Genomic DNA, 17079 nt, shown 5'->3' on the forward strand with positions numbered 1-17079 from the left:
CGCGGCTAGAGCATGCCCGTTTCGAGCTTCGCCGCGTCCGACATCATCGAATGGTTCCACGGCGGATCGAAGACGAGGTCGACATCGGCTTCGAGGACGGTGGGGATGATCTCCAGCTTGGTGCGCACGTCGTCGACGAGGATATCGCCCATGCCGCAACCCGGCGCGGTAAGCGTCATCTTGACGTAGACCTTGCGCCCGCCCTCGTCCCCGGTTTCCAGGCTGACGTCGTAGACGAGTCCCAGTTCCACGACGTTGATGGGGATTTCCGGGTCGAAGCAGGTGCGCAATTGCTGCCACACGAGCTTCTCCACGTCCTCGTCGGAGGCGTCGTCGGAGAGCTCGATGGGTTTCGGCGGCTCCTTGCCCAGCGCGTCGGCATCGTTGCCCGCGATGCGGAACAGGTTGCCTTCGACGTACACGGTGAAGCTGCCACCCAGGGCCTGGGTGATATAGCCGATCTGCCCGGCGGGAAGCGTCACCGTCTCGCCCTGCGGCACCATGACCGCATGGCAGTCACGCTCGAGGGTGAAGGGCTCGCTGCTGAGGCTGAAACCGCTCATTGCTGTCCTGTAGGGGCCGGGGGCGCGGCCGCAAAGTCATCGATTATGCCCCACCGCCCCTTACGTCGGGGCTGGCGCCCGCTCGATCAACCGCTTCCCACAGCTGCCATGGCCGCTATCATGGCCGCTTTGCCCACGTCAGCGCCCTGATGCCCGATCCGAGCCCCCTCCTCCAGGCCGAGCGCTTCCGGCTCTCCGGCTTCCTCTTCGGCGTGCTCTGCGCGGCCATGTTCGGACTCGCCGTGGGCGCGGTCTGGATGGTGCCGTCGATGATGTTCGGCCGCGCCCTCCCCGCCCTGGTGCTGCCGGCCGGTTGGGTGCTGGGCGTCGTGGTGCGGCGCTGGCTGCGCTTCCGGGGCGTCGCGGGTGCCTTCCTCGCCGCCGGGGCCACCTTGCTGGCCGCGGCGTACACCGCCTGCCTCGTCGCCGCGGCGACGATCTCGGGAATGATGGGCATCGGGCTCGCCCAGGCGATGGGCGATGCCGGTCCGGCGATGCTCGTCGAGCTGGCCCGTCTCGCCCAGGGTCCGGGCGATATCGTCCTCGCCCTCGGTGGCGCCGTGCTGGCGGCCCTGGTGGCATGGCCGCTGCGCACCCGCGGCGGGCGCCCGCGGTGACTTCATAACCCATAAATATCAACGCCCGGAAGATATTGCGTCGAACGGGAGTCAACCGGCGGTCGCCGACCGCGTTTACCGGAGTGAACCAGGCTGTATGGAGCACGAGGATGCCGAAACCGACGAAGCGGAGAAGGCCGTGAACGCCTCGCTCGCGCTCGACAGCGCATCGCTCGACGACCTTCGCGAGGCCCCGGCCAGCATGGACGCGTTCCTGGCCTCCATCGAGCGCCGGGCATGGCGCATGGCGGAGATCCACCTGGGCAACCGGGAAGACGCGCTGGACGCGGTTCAGGACGCCATGCTCCGGCTGGTGCACCACTACGGCGGCAAGCCGGCCGGTGAGTGGACGCCGCTGTTCTGGGGCATCCTGCGCCGACGCATCGTCGATTTGCAGCGCCGCCGCAAAGTGCGCTCGATCGTCGTGGGATGGCTGGGCGGCGGCAAGGACGACGACGGCGACGAGCTTCCGCAGTGGGAGCCGGCCGACGACAGTCCGGACCCGTCGGCGCGATTGCAGGATTCGCAGGCGTACGCGGACATCGTCGCGGCCTTGCGCAACCTGCCGCGACGTCAGCGCGAGGCCTTCATGCTTCGCATCATGGAAGGCCTGGACGTCGCCGAGACGGCCGCAGCCATGGGCTGCTCTGACGGCAGTGTGAAGACCCATCTATCGCGCGCGATGCATGCGCTGCGCGATCAACTGGAGGCATGGCGATGAGCCAGCACGATCAGGAACTCGAACGTCGCGCCAGGGAGCTTTACCTGCGCGCCAGCCGGGATGTGGACCCGGCCATCGCGGGACGCCTGCGCGCGGCACGGCGCACGGCGCTCGCCCGTCCGCAACATGCGACGGCGCGGCGGCTGCTGTTGCCCGCCGGCGCCTTCGCGGTGCTGGCGCTCGCCACGCTGACGGTGTGGCAGCCAGGTGGTGGGCCGCCGGCGCCCACCGTGGTCGCCCAGCCAGGCGACAGCGAGCCGAACGATCTGCCGCCGGACGCCGACGTCGCCGACCCGGCCCTCTACAAGGACCTCCAGTTCTATAGCTGGCTGGCCTACAACGACACCCCGTCTTCGTCCCGCAAGTGATGCCCATGCGCCGCGCTCCGCTCCTCTTCGCCCTGCTGTTGGCCGCCGCGGCACCCGTCGCATCGGCGCAGGACCGTCCGCCGCCGCCGCCGCCTTCCGGCGAGCAGGCCCCCATGCCGGCGCCGCGCCCGTGGAAGGCCCTGTCGGCCGACGAAAAGGACATCCTGGCGCCGCTGGCACACGACTGGGATACCTTCCCGCCCCAGCGCCAATCGAAGATGCTGGACAAGGCGCAGCGCTGGCGCGGCCTGCCACCCGAGCGCCGGGCCGAGATCCGCGAGCGCATCGAGCGTTGGCAGCACATGAGCCCGGAGGAGCGAGCGGAAGCCCGCAGGAACCGGCAGAAGTTCCAGGACCTCTCGCCCGCACAGCGGGACAAGCTGCACGACGCCTTCGAGCGCTTCCGCAGCCTTCCGCCCGCACAACGCCAGGCGCTGATGGACAAGTGGCAGAGCCAGTCGCCCGACCAACGGCGCGACGCGGTCGACCACCTGGGTCCGAACGACGCGCTGCCACCCCCGCCCGACGACCACCGCCCGCCGGGCCGCCCATAGAACCATCGCCCCGGCTGAAAGCAGGCTCCGGTAAACTAGCGGGATGACCGCGAACGACCTCGCCTTCCTCAACGCCCGCCGTTCCGTGCCCTCGCGGCAGCTCGGCGAACCGGCGCCCGACGACAGCACCTTGCGCCGCCTGATCGAGGCGGCGCTACGCGTGCCCGATCACGGCAAGCTGGTGCCCTTCCGCATCCGCATCCTGCGCGGCGACGCGAAGCTGGCCTTCGGCCGCACGCTGGCGAAGATCGCCGAAGCGGCTAATCCCGACCTGTCGGAGGCCAAGCGCGAGAAGGAACGGCACCGCTACGAGCACGCGCCGCTCGTGCTCGTCGTCTCCGCGAAGATCGACGACGAGAGCAAGGTGCCGGAGATCGAGCAGACCCTCGCCGCGGGCTGCGTCGCCTATAACCTGCTCCTCGGGGCGCAGGCACTCGGCTACGGCGCGCAGTGGCTCACTGGGTGGGCCGCTTACGACCGCGACGTCGCGAAGTTGCTCGGCATGAAGAAAAGCGAACACGTCGTCGGTTTCATCCACGTCGGCACGCCCGGCATGGAGGCGCCGGAGCGCGACCGGCCGTCGTACGAGGACGTCGCGAGCGTGTGGACACCGTGAGCGGCGACTCGCTCGTCCACCTCGTCGATGGCAGCCTCTACGTGTTCCGCGCCTGGCACTCGATGCCGGACGAGTTCCACGACCACGAAGGCGAGCCGGTCAACGCGGTGCACGGCTTCACCCGCTTCCTGTGCGAACTGCTCGAGCGCAGCCGCGCGGAGCACATCGCGGTCGCGTTCGACGCGTCGCTCACCACCTCGTTCCGCAACGCCATCTACCCCGCTTACAAGGCGAACCGTGACCTGCCGCCGCCGCAACTGGTGCGCCAGTTCGCGCTGTGCCGGGAGATCGCGGCGGCGCTGGGACTCACGGTGCTGAACGATCATCAGTACGAAGCCGACGACCTCATCGGCAGCGCATTGTGGGGCCTGCGCTCGCACGGTTTCCGGGGCGTGATCGTCTCCGCGGACAAGGACTTCGGGCAGCTGCTCGGCGAGTTCGACGAGCAGTGGGACTTCGCGAAGAACCTGCGCTGGGGCGCCGCCGGCGTGTTCGAGCGCATGGGCGTGCATCCGCACCAGGTAGCCGATTACCTCGCCCTCTGCGGTGACGCGGTGGACAACATTCCTGGCGTGCCCGGCATCGGTGCGAAGACGGCCGCGGCGCTCCTCGCCCACTTCGGCAGCCTCGACGCGATCCTCGAACGCGTCGATGAAGTGCCATACCTGCGTTTCCGCGGTGCCGCCGCCTGCGCGGTGCGCTTGCGCGAACACGCGGAACAAGCGCTGCTGTGCCGCCGCCTGACCCGCATCGCGCTGGACATTGCCGTCGCGGAAACGGCAGACGCATTGAGCCGCCGCGCGGGCGATGCCACGGCCGTCGACGAGCTCTGCGAACGCATCCGCTTCGGACCGCTGACCCGTACCCGCCTCAAAGCCTTGATCTGACGCCGGGGCGGCACCGCAACGTCACGTCGACGCGATACCCTTGTAGGGATACTTCGCCGTCCCGCCAAGGAGCCGCCCATGCATACAAGCCCGCTGCCGCACGCCTCGCCCATTCCCGACGATGCTTCCGCGCCCGAGGAAACGTTGTACACGGGCAAATGGCTGACGATGAAGAAGCGCGGGCGCTGGGAGTACGCCGTGCGCAACAATCCGCGCGGCGCGGTGATCATCCTGGCGGTCACGCCCGAGGACAAGGTCGTCTTCGTCGAGCAATACCGCGTATCCATCCTCGCCAACACGATCGAGATGCCGGCGGGACTGGTCGGCGACCTCACGGGCTCCGAGGACGAGGACGTGCTGCTGGCGGCTCGGCGCGAGCTCGAGGAAGAAACCGGCTACGCCTGCGGCCGCATCGAGTTCGTGCACGAGGGACCCTCCTCGGCGGGCATGAGCACGGAAATGATCGCGTTCGCGCGGGCCTGGGACCTGGAGAAGGTCGGCGAGGGCGGCGGCGACGAGACCGAAAACATCATCGTCCACGAGGTGCCCCGCGCCGAGGCGGGCAAGTGGCTGTTCGAGCGGGCCAAGGAAGGGTTCTCGATCGATGCGAAGCTGTTCGCCGGGCTGTGGTTCATCGAGCACCCGGACGCGCACATGCGCTGAGACGGGGCGGGGCCTAGAAAAGAAGCCTGTCAATTCTTGTCCTGCGCGCTCCCGCCGGGGTAGCCTTCCCTCTGCCTCATCCGGCGCCGTCCATGTCCGTCCGTTTCGCCCATCTCCACCTGCACAGCGAATATTCGCTGGTCGACTCGACCATCCGCATCAAGCAGTTGGTCGCTGCCTGCGTGCGCATGGGGATGCCGGCCGTCGCGCTGACGGACGAGAACAACCTGTTCGGCCTGGTGAAGTTCTACAAGCAGTGCACGGCGGCAGGCATCAAGCCCATCGCCGGCTGCGACATATGGGTGTCCAGCCCCGACGATCCGCGGCCCTGGCGCCTCACCCTGCTCTGCCAGGACCGCGACGGTTACCTGAACCTCTCGCGCCTCGTCTCACGCGCCTGGCGCGAAGGCCAGGGCAGCGGGCGGGCGTTGGTCGAAGCCAGCTGGTTGCAGCCGGAGAGCGTGCGCGGCCTGATCGCCATCGCCGGGCGCGAGAGCGAAGTCGCGCGCGTCGCACTCGGCGCGGGGCTGCCGGCCGCCGGGCAGCGCCTCGGGCCGTTGCGCCGGCTCTTCCCCGACCGCCTCTACCTCGAGCTCACCCGCACTGGCCGGGAAAACGAGGAACACTGGGTACGCGCCGCCATGGCGCTTGCCGGCGAGCACGGCTTGCCCGTCATCGCCAGCAACGACGTGCGCTTCCTCGAGCGCGAGGGCTTCGAGGCCCATGAGGCGCGCACCTGCATCAACCAGGGCCGCGTCCTCGCCGACCCCAAGCGGCCGCGCGACTACAGCGAAGAGCAGTACGTCAAGTCGCCGGAGGACATGGAGGCCTTGTTCGCCGACATTCCCGAGGCCTTGGAGAATACGGTCGAGCTGGCGCGGCGCTGCAACCTGGAGCTTTCCTTCGGTACGTACTACCTGCCGAACTTCCCGGTGCCCGAAGGGCATACGCTCGACACCTACATCCGTGAGCAAGCGCAGAAGGGGCTGGAGGAGCGCCTCGCCACGCACCCGCTCGCCCCGGGCAAGACGCTGGAGGACTACCAGGCCCGGCTCGACCGCGAGGTCGACGTCATCATCCGCATGGGCTTCCCCGGCTACTTCCTGATCGTCGCCGACTTCATCAACTGGGGTAAGCAGAACGGGATTCCCGTCGGTCCCGGCCGCGGCTCGGGCGCGGGTTCGCTGGTGGCCTGGGTACTGAAGATCACCGACCTGGATCCGCTCCAGTTCGAGCTGCTGTTCGAGCGCTTCCTCAATCCCGAGCGCGTGTCGATGCCCGACTTCGACATCGACTTCTGCATGGACCGCCGGGACGAGGTCATCGACTACGTCGCGCGCAAGTACGGCCGCGACCACGTCAGTCAGATCATCACCTACGGTTCCATGGCCGCGAAGGCCGTGCTGCGTGATTCGGGCCGTGTACTCGGCATGGGCTACGGCCAGGTCGATCGCCTCGCGAAGCTCATCCCGAACCGCCCGCTCGACCTCACGCTGTCCGACGCGCTGGGCCGTTCGGAGAAGTCGAAGAAAGAATCCGATCGCGTCGTCAAGGAATTCTGCGACATCTACGAGACCGAGGAGGAGCCGCGTGCCCTCATCGACCTCGCGCTGAGCCTCGAAGGCCTCACCCGCAACGCCGGCAAGCACGCCGGCGGCGTCGTCATCGCACCCACGCCGCTGACCGACTTCGCGCCGCTGTATTGCGAACCGAGCGGCGAAGGTGTCGTCACCCAGTACGACAAGGACGACGTGGAGGCCGTAGGCCTCGTGAAGTTCGACTTCCTCGGCCTGCGCACGCTCACGATCATCGACTGGGCGGTGAAGGCGATCAACAAGCGACGCGAACGCGAAGGCGTCGAGCCGCTTGTGATCGAGTCGCTGCCGCTGGACGACCCCAAGGTCTACGACCTGCTCAAGAAGGCGCAGACGGTCGCGGTCTTCCAGCTCGAGTCGCGCGGCATGCAGGGCATGCTCAAGGATGCGCAGGCCGACCGCTTCGAGGACATCATCGCCCTCGTGGCGTTGTATCGCCCCGGTCCCATGGACCTCATCCCCAGCTTCTGCGCGCGCAAGCACGGCAAGGAGCCGGTCGAGTATCCCGATCCGCGCGTCGAGCCCATCCTGAAAGAGACCTACGGCATCATGGTCTACCAGGAGCAGGTGATGCAGATGGCGCAGATCGTCGGCGGTTACACGCTCGGCGGCGCCGACCTGCTTCGCCGCGCGATGGGCAAGAAAAAACCCGAGGAAATGATCAAGCACCGCGCGACGTTCCGCGAAGGTGCGGCCAAGGACGGCATCGACGGCGACAAGGCCGACGCGATCTTCGACCTCATGGAGAAGTTCGCCGGCTACGGCTTCAACAAGTCGCACGCGGCCGCCTACGCGCTGGTGTCGTACCAGACGGCGTGGCTGAAGGCGCACTACCCCGCCGAGTTCATGGCCGCGACGATTTCGTCGGACATGGACAACACCGAGAAGGTGGTTACCTTCCTCGACGAAACCCGCGCCATCGGCATCACCGTGCTGCCGCCGGACGTCAACGCGTCCGCATGGATGTTCGAGGCGGTGGAGCCGAAGGTGGTGCGCTACGGGCTAGGGGCGATCAAGGGCGTGGGCCAGGGCATCTGCGAGGAAATCGTCGCCGAGCGCAAGGCACGTGGTCCCTATCGCGGCCTCGTGGACTTCTGCCAGCGCGTCGGCTCCAACAAGCTCAACAAGCGCACGATGGAAGCGCTGGTGCAGTCTGGCGCCCTGGATGCGCTCGGCGAGAACCGCGCCACGCTCCTCATGCACATTCCGGAGGCGATGCGCGCCGCCGACCAGGAAGCGAAGAACCGTGCCTCGGGACAAGTGGACATCTTTGGCAGCGCCTTCGGCGCGGCCGAGGCGCCGAGCATCATCGAGCTGTCGGGCTCGGTGCCGGAACGGCCGCTCGAGCAGTTGCTGCAAGGCGAGCACGATACGCTCGGCCATTACCTCTCCGGCCATCCCACCGATCCGTGGAAGGCGGAACTGGCGCAGCTGTCCAGTTGCCCCATCGGCGAGATCCCGCAGCGCTACCAGCCGCCGAAGCCGCGGCGCAACGACGATGACGAGAACGGCAACCGCTTCCGTCGCGGCCCGGAAACACCCTGGACCGTCGCCGGCATGGTCGTGGGCATGCGCAAGCGTGGCGAAAGCGACGCCTTCGTGCAGATCGAGGACGCGACGGGCCTGCTGGAAACCAGCTTCTTCCGCGAGGTCTTCATGGAGGCCGCGCCGCTGCTCACGCGCGGCAACCTGATCGTGGTCGAAGGCGGCCTGCGTATCGACGACTTCGCCGGCGGCTACCAGTTGCGCGCGCGAAAAGCCTATTCGCTCTCCGATGCGATGGAACATTTCGGGCGGCTGCTCACCGTGAAGCTCAACGGAGTCGGCCAGGAGTTCCCACAACACCTGCGGCAGGCCCTGATGGGGTATCGCGGCGGCCGGACTCCGCTGCTGCTCTCGGGTTACCGCAATGCCGTGGGCCAGGCGAGCCTCGAACTCGGCGACGCCTGGCGCGTGCGTGCGTTACCGGACCTGCTGCGCACCTTACGCACACTGCCCGGCGTGCTGGGCACGGAACTGCGCATGGTGCGTCCTTCCGAATGAAAACCGCCGCCCGCGCACGGGCGGCGGCGAGACTCAAAGTACCTCGACTGCGTCGGCGGGCGCTTCCACGAGATAGACATCGTCCACATGGATGGCGGTCGCTGGCCCTTCCACGTTAGTGATCTCCACCAGCACGTGGGCCGGCGGGGGGAACGGCTTCCCGTTCGCCACCAGTTCGACCACCTGCCAACCGCCACCCGAGACAGTCGTCGTGGTGGAACCGATCGGCTTCTTGAACTGGCCGTTGGCGTCGCTCATCGAGAGGGCGACGTGGACCTGCGCGTCGCCCGAGGTCGAACGCACCTTGAAGCGCAAGGCGTAGGCGGCGCCGTCCCACTTGTAGAACATCGCGTAGACGGACTGCTGGAGGGCGCTTCCGTAACCGAGCAGGGCGTACGAGTTATCCGCTTCGGTCCCGATGGCGATCCGCCCCAGGGTTTCCCAGCCGGCAAGGCTTTCGAAGTCGCCACTCTTCACGGGCAGCAGGCAGGTGGCGTCCGCTTCGATGAACGAATGGCAGCGCGGCAGGTGGGTGGGGTCCGGCATGTTGCCGGCCAGGGCGGGGCCTGCGAAGAAAAGCGCGGCGACGGCGGCCGCCCGATATGAGCGGCGGAACGATGGCAAGAGTTTCATGATGCTCCTTGACGTAGTTGATCGGCATGCGGATGCCGGCGGAATCCCATTCCGCGGCGAGTATTTGAGCGCAGCCGCCGTCCCATTTGGGCGCGGCCTACGACCAGCAAGAGGCTTTCCTACGCCAGGCGTCGCCCAAGGTCGCAGCCCGTTGCTCCAACGCCATGCATATCAGCCACTTAAGTCCCGCCGATCCCGACCATACCCGGACGCACACCGCCCAGCCCGTCACTCGGTATAATCAGTGGTCTTGCCCGGATCACGCGACTTCATGAATCCCAACTTCCTCGATTTCGAACAACCCATCGCCGAACTGGAAGCGAAGATCGAAGAACTGCGCCATGCCAGCAGCGGGCAGGCGTTCAATATCGACGAGGAAGTGGGCCGCCTGCGCGAGAAGCTGAAGATCAAGACGGCCGAGATCTTCCGCAACCTCACGCCGTGGCAGATCAGCCAGGTCTCCCGTCACCCGGCGCGTCCCTACACCCTGGACTACATCCAGGGCATGTGCGAGGAATTCCACGAGCTCAAGGGCGACCGCATGTTCGCGGACGACCAGGCCATCGTGGGCGGCCTTGCGCGCATCAACGGCCGTTCGATCATGATCGTCGGCCACCAGAAGGGCCGCGACACCAAGTCCAAGGTGAAGCGCAACTTCGGCATGCCGCGTCCGGAGGGTTACCGCAAGGCGCTGCGCCTGTTCAAGATGGCGGAGCGCTTCGCGATCCCCGTCTTCACCTTCATCGATACCGCGGGCGCATGGCCCGGTATCAACGCCGAGGAACGCGGTCAGTCCGAGGCCATCGCGCGCAACCTGCTGGAGATGGCCGAGCTGCGTGTGCCGATCATCTGCACGGTCACCGGCGAAGGCGGTTCCGGCGGCGCGCTCGCCATCGGCGTGGGCGACCGCACGCTCATGTTGCAGTACTCCACCTACTCGGTGATCACGCCGGAAGGCTGCGCCTCCATCCTGTGGAAGAGTGCCGACAAAGCCAAGGACGCCGCCGAGGTCATGGGCCTCACGGCACCGCGCCTGCTGGAAAACGGCCTCATCGACAAGATCGTGCGCGAGCCACTGGGCGGCGCGCACCGCGGCCCGCAGTCCATGGCAACGCGCCTGAAGGCCGTGTTGCTCAACGAACTGGAAGCCCTCGAGGCGATGCCGATCGAGCAACTGCTCGAGAAGCGTTACCACCGCCTGCGCGGCTACGGCGCCTTCAGCGAAGGCTGAGCCATGGCGATCACCGGGCTCGCGCATGTGAACATCCGAGCATCGGAAGCCCTGGTCGAACGCGTGCGTCGTTTTCATGCGGACGTCCTGGGTCTCGTGGAAGGCCGCCGTCCCCCGTTCCAGTCGCGCGGGTACTGGCTCTACGCGGGCACTCTCGACATTATTCACCTCACCATCGATCCGTCGATGGATGAAGACGCGCCAGCACGCACCGGTTGGCTGGATCATTTCGCCTTCGCCGCCGCCGATCTCGAAGGCACCCTGGCCCGGCTCGATGCCCACGGCGTCGCTTACCAGGTCGAGCAGGTGCCCGTTTCGGGCGAGGTCCAGGTGTTCACGAGGGATCCCGCCGGCATCGCCATCGAGCTGAATTTCGCCGCCTGACCGCCACGTGCAGGTCGCAGTACCATGGCGGTACTGCCGCATCTGGAGCCTTCGATGGCCAATGACGTCACCGTGAAGCTCGCCGTGTTGATCGATGCCGACAATGCGCGCGCCGCGATTGTCGACGGATTGCTCGCCGAAGTCGCGAAATACGGCACGGCGCATGTAAAGCGGATTTACGGCGACTGGACCGGGCCCAACCTCGGCGGGTGGAAGAGCGCCCTCCTCGATCATTCAATCCAGCCGATCCAGCAGTTCGCTTACACGTCCGGCAAGAACGCCACGGACTCGGCGATGATCATCGACGCGATGGACCTGCTCTACGCCAATCGCTTCGACGGCTTCTGCATCGTCTCCAGCGACAGCGATTTCACCCGGCTCGCCTCGCGCATTCGCGAAGCGGGCCTGATCGTCTATGGGTTTGGCGAGCGCAAGACGCCGCAACCCTTCGTCTCCGCCTGCGACAAGTTCATCTATACCGACCGCCTGGTCGGTACGGTGGAGAGCGAGCCGGAAGAGCCCAGGGCGAAGAAGTCGCCGAGTGAGCTCCGTGGCGATACGAAGCTCATGAACCTGCTGCGCAATGCCATCGATGCCGCGTCCGACGAGAACGGCTGGGCGGCATTGGGCGCGGTCGGCAACATCGTCAGCAAGCGATCGCCGGATTTCGACTCGCGCGACTACGGCTATTCCAAGTTCAGCGGCCTCATCGCCGCGGTAGGGCTGTTCGAGATCGAGGACCGACAGTTCGGCAACGCCAGGCATCCTTACGTCCGTAACAAACCGCGGAGCAAATGAGCGCTAGCCTCGCCACCCACCTCGACCGCGCGCTGGACGATGCAGGCGACGCGCCGCTGGTCGTGGCGTATAGCGGCGGCCCCGACTCGACCGCGCTGCTGCATGCCCTCGCCATGCGGTCGCCACGGCCCTCGCTCCGCGCGTTGCATGTAGACCACGGTCTGCATGCGGAGAGCGGTGTTTGGGCCCTGCATTGCAGGCGCTTCTGCGAATCGCTGGACGTGCCTTTCGAAACGGTTCGGGTCACGGTGGACCTCACTCGCGGCGAAGGCGTCGAAGCAGCGGCGCGACGCGCTCGCCGTGCCGCTTTCGCCGCGACGCTGACACCCGGCGAACGGCTGGTGCTGGCACACCATCGCGACGACCAGGTCGAGACGGTGCTGCTCAAGCTGTTGCGCGGCGCGGGGCCGGAGGGTCTCGCCGGGATGCGGCCGCTGCGACCGCTTGGCGCCGGAACGCTGTGGCGCCCCTTGCTCGACCTGCCGCGCATCGCCCTGCTGGATTACATCGCCGAGTTCGCCCTGGATACGGTGCACGATCCGTCCAACGACGATCCGCGTATCGCCCGCGGCTACTTGCGTGGCACCGTCATGCCGGCATTGGCCGCGCAGTGGCCCCAGGCTGCCGTGAGCATCGCGCACAGCGCCCGCCTTTGTGCCGAGGCCGCGGAAAGCCTGCGCGACGCGTGGATGGATGCGCTCGGCCTGTTGCACGACGATCGCGGGACCCTCGACGCCGCCGGCTGGCTGGCGCTACCTCCCGCCTGGCGCTCCCCCCTCCTCGACCACTGGCTGCATGCGGTGGGCCTTTCCGCGCCAACCACGGCGCAGCGCGAGACGCTCGAGCGGCAGGTTCGCGAGGCCGCGGCGGAACGCCTGCCATTGGTGGGCTGGGGGGACACCGAGGTGCGCGTCTGGCGGGGACGACTGTGGGCCATGCGTCGTCGCGGCGACTTCGACCACGGCTGGACCGCGCCGTGGCGAGGCGAACCCGTCGCCCTGCCGGGCGGGGGGACGCTGGCACTCTCTGGGGGACGTCTGGCGACGCCCTTGACCGTGCGTTATCGCCACGGCGGCGAAACCCTGCGCCCGCATGGCGACCGGCACACACGTGAACTGCGCGACCTCTTCCAGCAAGGCGGGGTGCCGCCCTGGGAGCGCCCGCGCATGCCTCTCGTGGATGCCGGCGACCGCCTCATCGCAGTAGCCGACAAGTGGCTGAGCGACGAGGGAAAAGCACTCTTCGATGTGGCGGGCGGACGCCCGGTGTGGCATCGCGACGATTGATCGAAATCGCTGTGTGAGCTAGTTTTGCGGCCATGCCGAAGTCTTCCGACACCCCCGCGCCCGTCTCCTCGATTGCCGAATTCGAGCACTCGCTGGACGAGCTCGAACAGCTGGTCACGCGCATGGAAGGCGGAGAGCTCAGCCTCGACGACTCCCTGAAATCGTTCGAGCGCGGCATCGGCCTTTACCGTCATTGCCAGACGGCGCTGGAGCAAGCGGAATTGCGCGTGCGCCTGCTGCTCGACCCCCAAGCTCCCGATACCGCCGAACCCTTTGACTCCCGCATCGACTGACCTGCCGGCGCCGCTCAAGGCGCTGGTCGGCCGGGCGGACGACGCCCTTGCGCGCGTCCTGCCCGGCGAAGACCTGCCCCCGAGCGACCTGCACCGGGCCATGCGCTATGCCGTGCTCAGTGGCGGCAAACGCCTGCGCCCCCTGTTCGTCTACGCGGCCGGCCACGCCTTGGGCTGCGACGGCGCCGTGCTCGACGCGCCGGCCTGCGCGGTGGAAATCATCCACGCCTATTCGCTCGTGCACGACGACCTGCCGGCGATGGACGACGACGCGCTGCGCCGCGGCCGGCCGACGTGCCACATCGTGTTTGGCGAAGCCATGGCGATCCTCGCCGGCGACGCCTTGCAGGCGCTGGCGTTCGAGATCCTCGCCACGGCATCGGGCGACGACGACGTGCAACGGCAGATCGCCATGCTCCGCGCCCTGGGCGCCGCCTGCGGCGCGGAAGGCATGGCCGGTGGCCAGGCCTTCGACCTCGCTGGCGTGGGAAGGAAGCTGTCGCTGGAAGAACTCGAGCGGATGCACGCCTATAAGACGGGCGCCCTCATCCGCGCCTCCATCCGCCTGGGTGCGCTCGCCGCCGGCTGCGGCGATGCGGGCATGCTCGAACGACTCGACCGCTACGGCCACGCCGTGGGCCTGGCTTTCCAGGTCCGCGACGACATCCTGGATGTCGAAGGCGAATCCGCGGTCATCGGCAAGACCGCCGGCAAGGACGCGGCCGCCGACAAACCCACCTTCCCGTCCATCCTCGGCCTCGAGGCCTCGCGTGCCCGGCTGGCGAACCTGGTCGACGAAGCCCTGCAGGCCATCGCGCCGCTCGGCGACCGTGGCGAGTGGCTGGCCGAACTGGCGCGGTACTCCGCCCGGCGCGGGCACTGACCGGCTACCGCCTGTAGGAGCCGCCATCGCGGCGAGGACGCCGCCGTGGCGCGGGTTTTTCTCGCCGCTATAGCGGCTCCTACACGGCGAGACGCAAAAAAAAAGGCTCGCGCGGGCGAGCCTTCTTTCAACCAGGATACGGGTGCTTCAGGCGATCAGCCGCAGCGTGAACGGGTAACGATAGGTACCGTCCGAGCTGACGCGGATCGCGGCGATGATGCAGAAGATCAGGTTGAACAGCCACAGCAGCGGCGTGAGGAATGCGCCGATGATGACAAAGGCGAGGATCCAGCAGATCACGTAGCCAATCAGCACGGTGATCTGGAAATTCAGTGCTTCCTTCGCCTCGGCCACGAGATAGGTCTTGTCGGCGCGGTCCTTGTGAACGAGCCAGACGATCAGCGGCACGATGATGCTGAAGATGATGCCCGAGAGGTGGGTCAGCATCGCGATGTTCTTGTCGTCCGTATTGACCGCCGCCTGGGTAGGCTCATACGGCGGCGGGCTCGGCGGGGGCGACGGCGGGATCTGGTCGGACGGCGTGCTCATGGCGAAACTCCGTGGACGGTGTCGGCGCCCACTCTCCGATCCACTCGTGCCGCTGTCAAGCAGACGTTCGGCACAGACGGCTGCCGCGCCTGCCGGCGGCGGGTCATTCCCCGGCGATCGTCATCTTCTCCACCAGCCAGGAGCCGGTGAGGATGTGCGAGCGGCGGTCCACGTCCTTGCCCACGGCGACCAGGTTCGCGTACATGTCGCGCAGGTTCGCCGCGATGGTGATTTCCTCAACCGGGTAGGCGATCTGTCCGTTCTCCACCCAGAAACCCGAGGCACCGCGCGAATAGTCGCCGGTGACGATCGATACGCCCTGCCCCATCACTTCGGTCACCAGGAGACCGGTGCCCAGCTTGCGCAGCATGCCGGCGAAGTCGTCGTCGCCCGTTCTGACATAGAGGTTATGCACGCCGCCGGCGTTGCCGGTGGAGGACAGGCCCAGCTTGCGGGCGGAATAGCTGCCCAGGATGTAGCGCTGCAGGACGCCGTCCACGACGAGCGGCGCGTCGATGGTGGCGACGCCCTCCGCGTCGAACACCGATGACCCATGCCCACGCGGCACCAACGGCTTTTCGTCGATGCGGAACCACGACGGCAGGATCTGCTTGCCGACATGGTCCACCAGGAAGCTGGAGCGGCGGTACAGCGAGCCGCCGCTCACGGCGCCCAGCAAGTGACCGAGCAGCGAGCGCGACACTTCGGGTGCGAACAGCACGGGCGCCTGCCGCGTGCCCAGGCGGCGCGCGCCCATGCGCGAGAGCGTACGCTCGGCGGCCTTGCGCCCGATCTCGGCGGCGTCCATGAAGTCGTTGGCGTTGCGGACGCTGTCGTACCAGTAATCGCGCTGCATTCCGTCGTCGTCGCCCGCGATCAACGCGACCGACAACGAATGCCGCGTGCCGCGCTCGCGACCGAGAAAGCCGTGCGAGTTCGCGTAGACGGAAAGGCTCTGCCCCGCGTTCACGCTGGAGCCGTCGGAATTGGTGATGCCCGCGACGGCTCGACCGGCGTCCTCGATGTCCTGGCCCAGCGCAATGGCGCTGCCGACATCGAGGTCCCAGGGGTGCCAGAGGTCCAGGTCCGGGAAGTCCTTCGCCATGCGCTCGGCGTCGGCCAGGCCGGAGGCCGGGTCTTCTTCGGTGAACTTCGCGATGGCGCAGGCCTGCTCGATGGTGGCCTGGATCGAATCCGGATGCAGGTCCGCGGTACTCGCCGAGCCCTTGCGCTGACCGAAATACACGGTGAGGGCGAAGCCGCGGTCGCGGGTGTGCTCCACCGTCTCTACCTCGCCCAGCCGCACGTTGACGTTGAGGCCCACGTCGATGCTGGCGGACACCTCCGCCTGGCTCGCCCCGGCGGCGCGGGCGCGCCGAATCGTGTCCTCGGCCAGTTCGGCGAGGCGATCGAGGTCCTGGTGGCTGGTGTCGGGGGCGGCAACTTGGCTCACGTGGGCGTCCTGGGGTCTGGGCGGTTAGAATATCGGGCCGTACGCGGCCAATCTCCATCAAATGGGGCCGCGTGGCCCGATCAAAAGCAAGGGCACCGCCCATGGTGCCATGGAACCCCTTATGAGCGTCCGAGTCGGCTACTACCGCCACTTCAAGGGCATGCCTTATCGCGTGCTGGGCAGCGCCCTGCACAGCGAGACGATGGAAGAACTGGTCATCTACCAGGACCTCTACGACCAGCGGCGTTTGTGGGTGCGCCCTGCCGCCATGTTCGCCGAAACCGTGGAACGGGACGGCAAGACCTTTCCCCGCTTCGCCTTCGAACGCGACGCCGACGATTTCCAGTCCATCACGGATGCCATGCCATGAAGCCTTCCGACGACCGCCCGAACGACGCGCACGACGAGGACGACTTCGGCCCGAGCCGCAGCGAGAAACGCCGCAATGCGCTCGACATCCTGAAGCTCGCCGGACAGCTCATGGAACTGCCGCCCAGCCGCATTCCGAAGCTCAACCTGCCCGAGGACATCGTCGACGAGATCGGCCGCACGCGGAAAGTCACGGCGCACATCGCCCGCAAGCGCCAGCTCGCCTTCCTCGCAAAGCAGATGCGCAGGCACGGCGACGAGGCCTTCGTGGACGCGCGTGCCGCGCTGGGCGAAGACCGCGATCGTCAGCGGCAGGAAGCGGCGCACATGCATCGCCTCGAGGCGGCGCGAGAGAGGTTGCTGGAGGGCGGCGACACCGCGCTCGGTGAGTTGTTCGACCGTCACCCCGAACTCGACCGCCAGCACCTGCGCTCGCTGGTGCGCCAGGCGAAGGCCGAACGCGATGCGAACAAGCCGCTGCACGCGTTCCGGGAGATCTATCGCATCCTGAAGGAATTGGAGGCGTCCCCGGCCGCCGAATAGCGCGCGCCGTTTGGTGGGCAAAGCACGGCG

General features: G+C 67.5%; 20 protein-coding genes. 16 read left to right on the forward strand and 4 right to left on the reverse strand.

The features are described from left to right. Nucleotides 1–5: 5 nt before the first annotated feature. The gene (sufT, locus tag ACQKIE_RS12275; RefSeq protein ID WP_427459451.1) at nucleotides 6–563 is read right to left on the reverse strand and encodes a putative Fe-S cluster assembly protein SufT; all 558 of its coding nucleotides are present in this window, start codon (nucleotides 561–563) and stop codon (nucleotides 6–8) included. A 149-nt stretch (nucleotides 564–712) separates the two neighbouring features. Here sufT and ACQKIE_RS12280 point away from each other — a divergent pair, with 149 nt between their 5' ends. The 8 genes from ACQKIE_RS12280 to dnaE all read left to right on the forward strand — a co-directional run bounded on the left by ACQKIE_RS12280 (nucleotide 713) and on the right by dnaE (nucleotide 8627). Next, nucleotides 713–1180: a hypothetical protein gene (locus ACQKIE_RS12280; RefSeq protein ID WP_427459453.1), complete on the forward strand. Its 468-nt coding sequence runs from the start codon at nucleotides 713–715 to the stop codon at nucleotides 1178–1180. A gap of 97 nt (nucleotides 1181–1277) precedes the next feature. After that, entirely contained in the window at nucleotides 1278–1901 is a 624-nt protein-coding gene (locus ACQKIE_RS12285; RefSeq protein ID WP_427459455.1) for an RNA polymerase sigma factor, read from the forward strand. Continuing rightward, nucleotides 1898–2269: a hypothetical protein gene (locus ACQKIE_RS12290; RefSeq protein ID WP_427459457.1), complete on the forward strand. Its 372-nt coding sequence runs from the start codon at nucleotides 1898–1900 to the stop codon at nucleotides 2267–2269. Before ACQKIE_RS12285 ends, ACQKIE_RS12290 begins: the two co-directional genes overlap by 4 nt. Nucleotides 2270–2274: 5 nt before the next feature. Then, a complete protein-coding gene (locus ACQKIE_RS12295) occupies nucleotides 2275–2823 on the forward strand; it encodes a DUF3106 domain-containing protein (RefSeq protein ID WP_427459459.1) in 549 nt (182 codons plus the stop codon). Between the two features lie 43 nt (nucleotides 2824–2866). Further along, on the forward strand, nucleotides 2867–3439 hold the full coding sequence (locus ACQKIE_RS12300) for a nitroreductase family protein (RefSeq protein WP_427459461.1): 573 nt from the start codon (nucleotides 2867–2869) through the stop codon (nucleotides 3437–3439). Between the two features lie 62 nt (nucleotides 3440–3501). Continuing rightward, nucleotides 3502–4326: a 5'-3' exonuclease gene (locus ACQKIE_RS12305; protein ID WP_427459951.1), complete on the forward strand. Its 825-nt coding sequence runs from the start codon at nucleotides 3502–3504 to the stop codon at nucleotides 4324–4326. Between the two features lie 78 nt (nucleotides 4327–4404). Continuing rightward, nucleotides 4405–4989: an NUDIX hydrolase gene (locus ACQKIE_RS12310; RefSeq protein WP_427459463.1), complete on the forward strand. Its 585-nt coding sequence runs from the start codon at nucleotides 4405–4407 to the stop codon at nucleotides 4987–4989. Between the two features lie 92 nt (nucleotides 4990–5081). Next, nucleotides 5082–8627: a DNA polymerase III subunit alpha gene (gene dnaE / locus ACQKIE_RS12315; RefSeq protein ID WP_427459465.1), complete on the forward strand. Its 3546-nt coding sequence runs from the start codon at nucleotides 5082–5084 to the stop codon at nucleotides 8625–8627. A 33-nt stretch (nucleotides 8628–8660) separates the two neighbouring features. On the opposite strand, the gene ACQKIE_RS12320 is transcribed toward dnaE, so the two are convergent. Then, nucleotides 8661–9260, reverse strand: coding sequence for a hypothetical protein (locus tag ACQKIE_RS12320; protein ID WP_427459467.1), 600 nt, complete (start codon nucleotides 9258–9260; stop codon nucleotides 8661–8663). Nucleotides 9261–9531: 271 nt separating this feature from the next. On the opposite strand from ACQKIE_RS12320, the gene ACQKIE_RS12325 reads away from it, so the two are divergent. From ACQKIE_RS12325 to ispA, 6 genes are read left to right on the forward strand one after another with little or no spacing between them, the layout of a single operon-like run. Then, nucleotides 9532–10491, forward strand: a complete 960-nt coding sequence (locus ACQKIE_RS12325; RefSeq protein WP_427459469.1) for an acetyl-CoA carboxylase carboxyltransferase subunit alpha — start codon at nucleotides 9532–9534, stop codon at nucleotides 10489–10491. A 3-nt stretch (nucleotides 10492–10494) separates the two neighbouring features. Further along, nucleotides 10495–10875, forward strand: a complete 381-nt coding sequence (locus ACQKIE_RS12330; RefSeq protein WP_427459471.1) for a VOC family protein — start codon at nucleotides 10495–10497, stop codon at nucleotides 10873–10875. A gap of 54 nt (nucleotides 10876–10929) precedes the next feature. Next, complete coding sequence (locus ACQKIE_RS12335) at nucleotides 10930–11673, forward strand: NYN domain-containing protein (RefSeq protein ID WP_427459473.1); 744 nt, start codon at nucleotides 10930–10932, stop codon at nucleotides 11671–11673. Continuing rightward, nucleotides 11670–12959, forward strand: coding sequence for a tRNA lysidine(34) synthetase TilS (gene tilS / locus ACQKIE_RS12340; RefSeq protein WP_427459475.1), 1290 nt, complete (start codon nucleotides 11670–11672; stop codon nucleotides 12957–12959). Before ACQKIE_RS12335 ends, tilS begins: the two co-directional genes overlap by 4 nt. A 32-nt stretch (nucleotides 12960–12991) precedes the next feature. Beyond that, complete coding sequence (locus tag ACQKIE_RS12345; protein WP_427459477.1) at nucleotides 12992–13252, forward strand: exodeoxyribonuclease VII small subunit; 261 nt, start codon at nucleotides 12992–12994, stop codon at nucleotides 13250–13252. After that, nucleotides 13233–14135, forward strand: coding sequence for a (2E,6E)-farnesyl diphosphate synthase (ispA, locus tag ACQKIE_RS12350; protein WP_427459479.1), 903 nt, complete (start codon nucleotides 13233–13235; stop codon nucleotides 14133–14135). The genes ACQKIE_RS12345 and ispA overlap by 20 nt, the downstream gene beginning before the upstream one ends. Nucleotides 14136–14282: 147 nt before the next feature. On the opposite strand, the gene ACQKIE_RS12355 is transcribed toward ispA, so the two are convergent. Both ACQKIE_RS12355 and pmbA read right to left on the reverse strand, forming a co-directional pair. Then, a complete protein-coding gene (locus ACQKIE_RS12355; protein WP_427459481.1) occupies nucleotides 14283–14684 on the reverse strand; it encodes a DUF4870 domain-containing protein in 402 nt (133 codons plus the stop codon). A 103-nt stretch (nucleotides 14685–14787) separates the two neighbouring features. After that, a complete protein-coding gene (gene pmbA / locus ACQKIE_RS12360) occupies nucleotides 14788–16137 on the reverse strand; it encodes a metalloprotease PmbA (protein WP_427459483.1) in 1350 nt (449 codons plus the stop codon). A 121-nt stretch (nucleotides 16138–16258) separates the two neighbouring features. Between pmbA and ACQKIE_RS12365 the strand changes: the two genes are divergently transcribed. Both ACQKIE_RS12365 and yjgA read left to right on the forward strand, forming a co-directional pair. Beyond that, nucleotides 16259–16507, forward strand: a complete 249-nt coding sequence (locus ACQKIE_RS12365) for a DUF1653 domain-containing protein (protein ID WP_427459485.1) — start codon at nucleotides 16259–16261, stop codon at nucleotides 16505–16507. Continuing rightward, nucleotides 16504–17049, forward strand: coding sequence for a ribosome biogenesis factor YjgA (gene yjgA / locus ACQKIE_RS12370; RefSeq protein WP_427459487.1), 546 nt, complete (start codon nucleotides 16504–16506; stop codon nucleotides 17047–17049). The genes ACQKIE_RS12365 and yjgA overlap by 4 nt, the downstream gene beginning before the upstream one ends. Nucleotides 17050–17079: the final 30 nt, after the last annotated feature.

Source organism: Luteibacter sp. NPDC031894, assembly GCF_050273135.1.
GTDB lineage: Bacteria > Pseudomonadota > Gammaproteobacteria > Xanthomonadales > Rhodanobacteraceae > Luteibacter.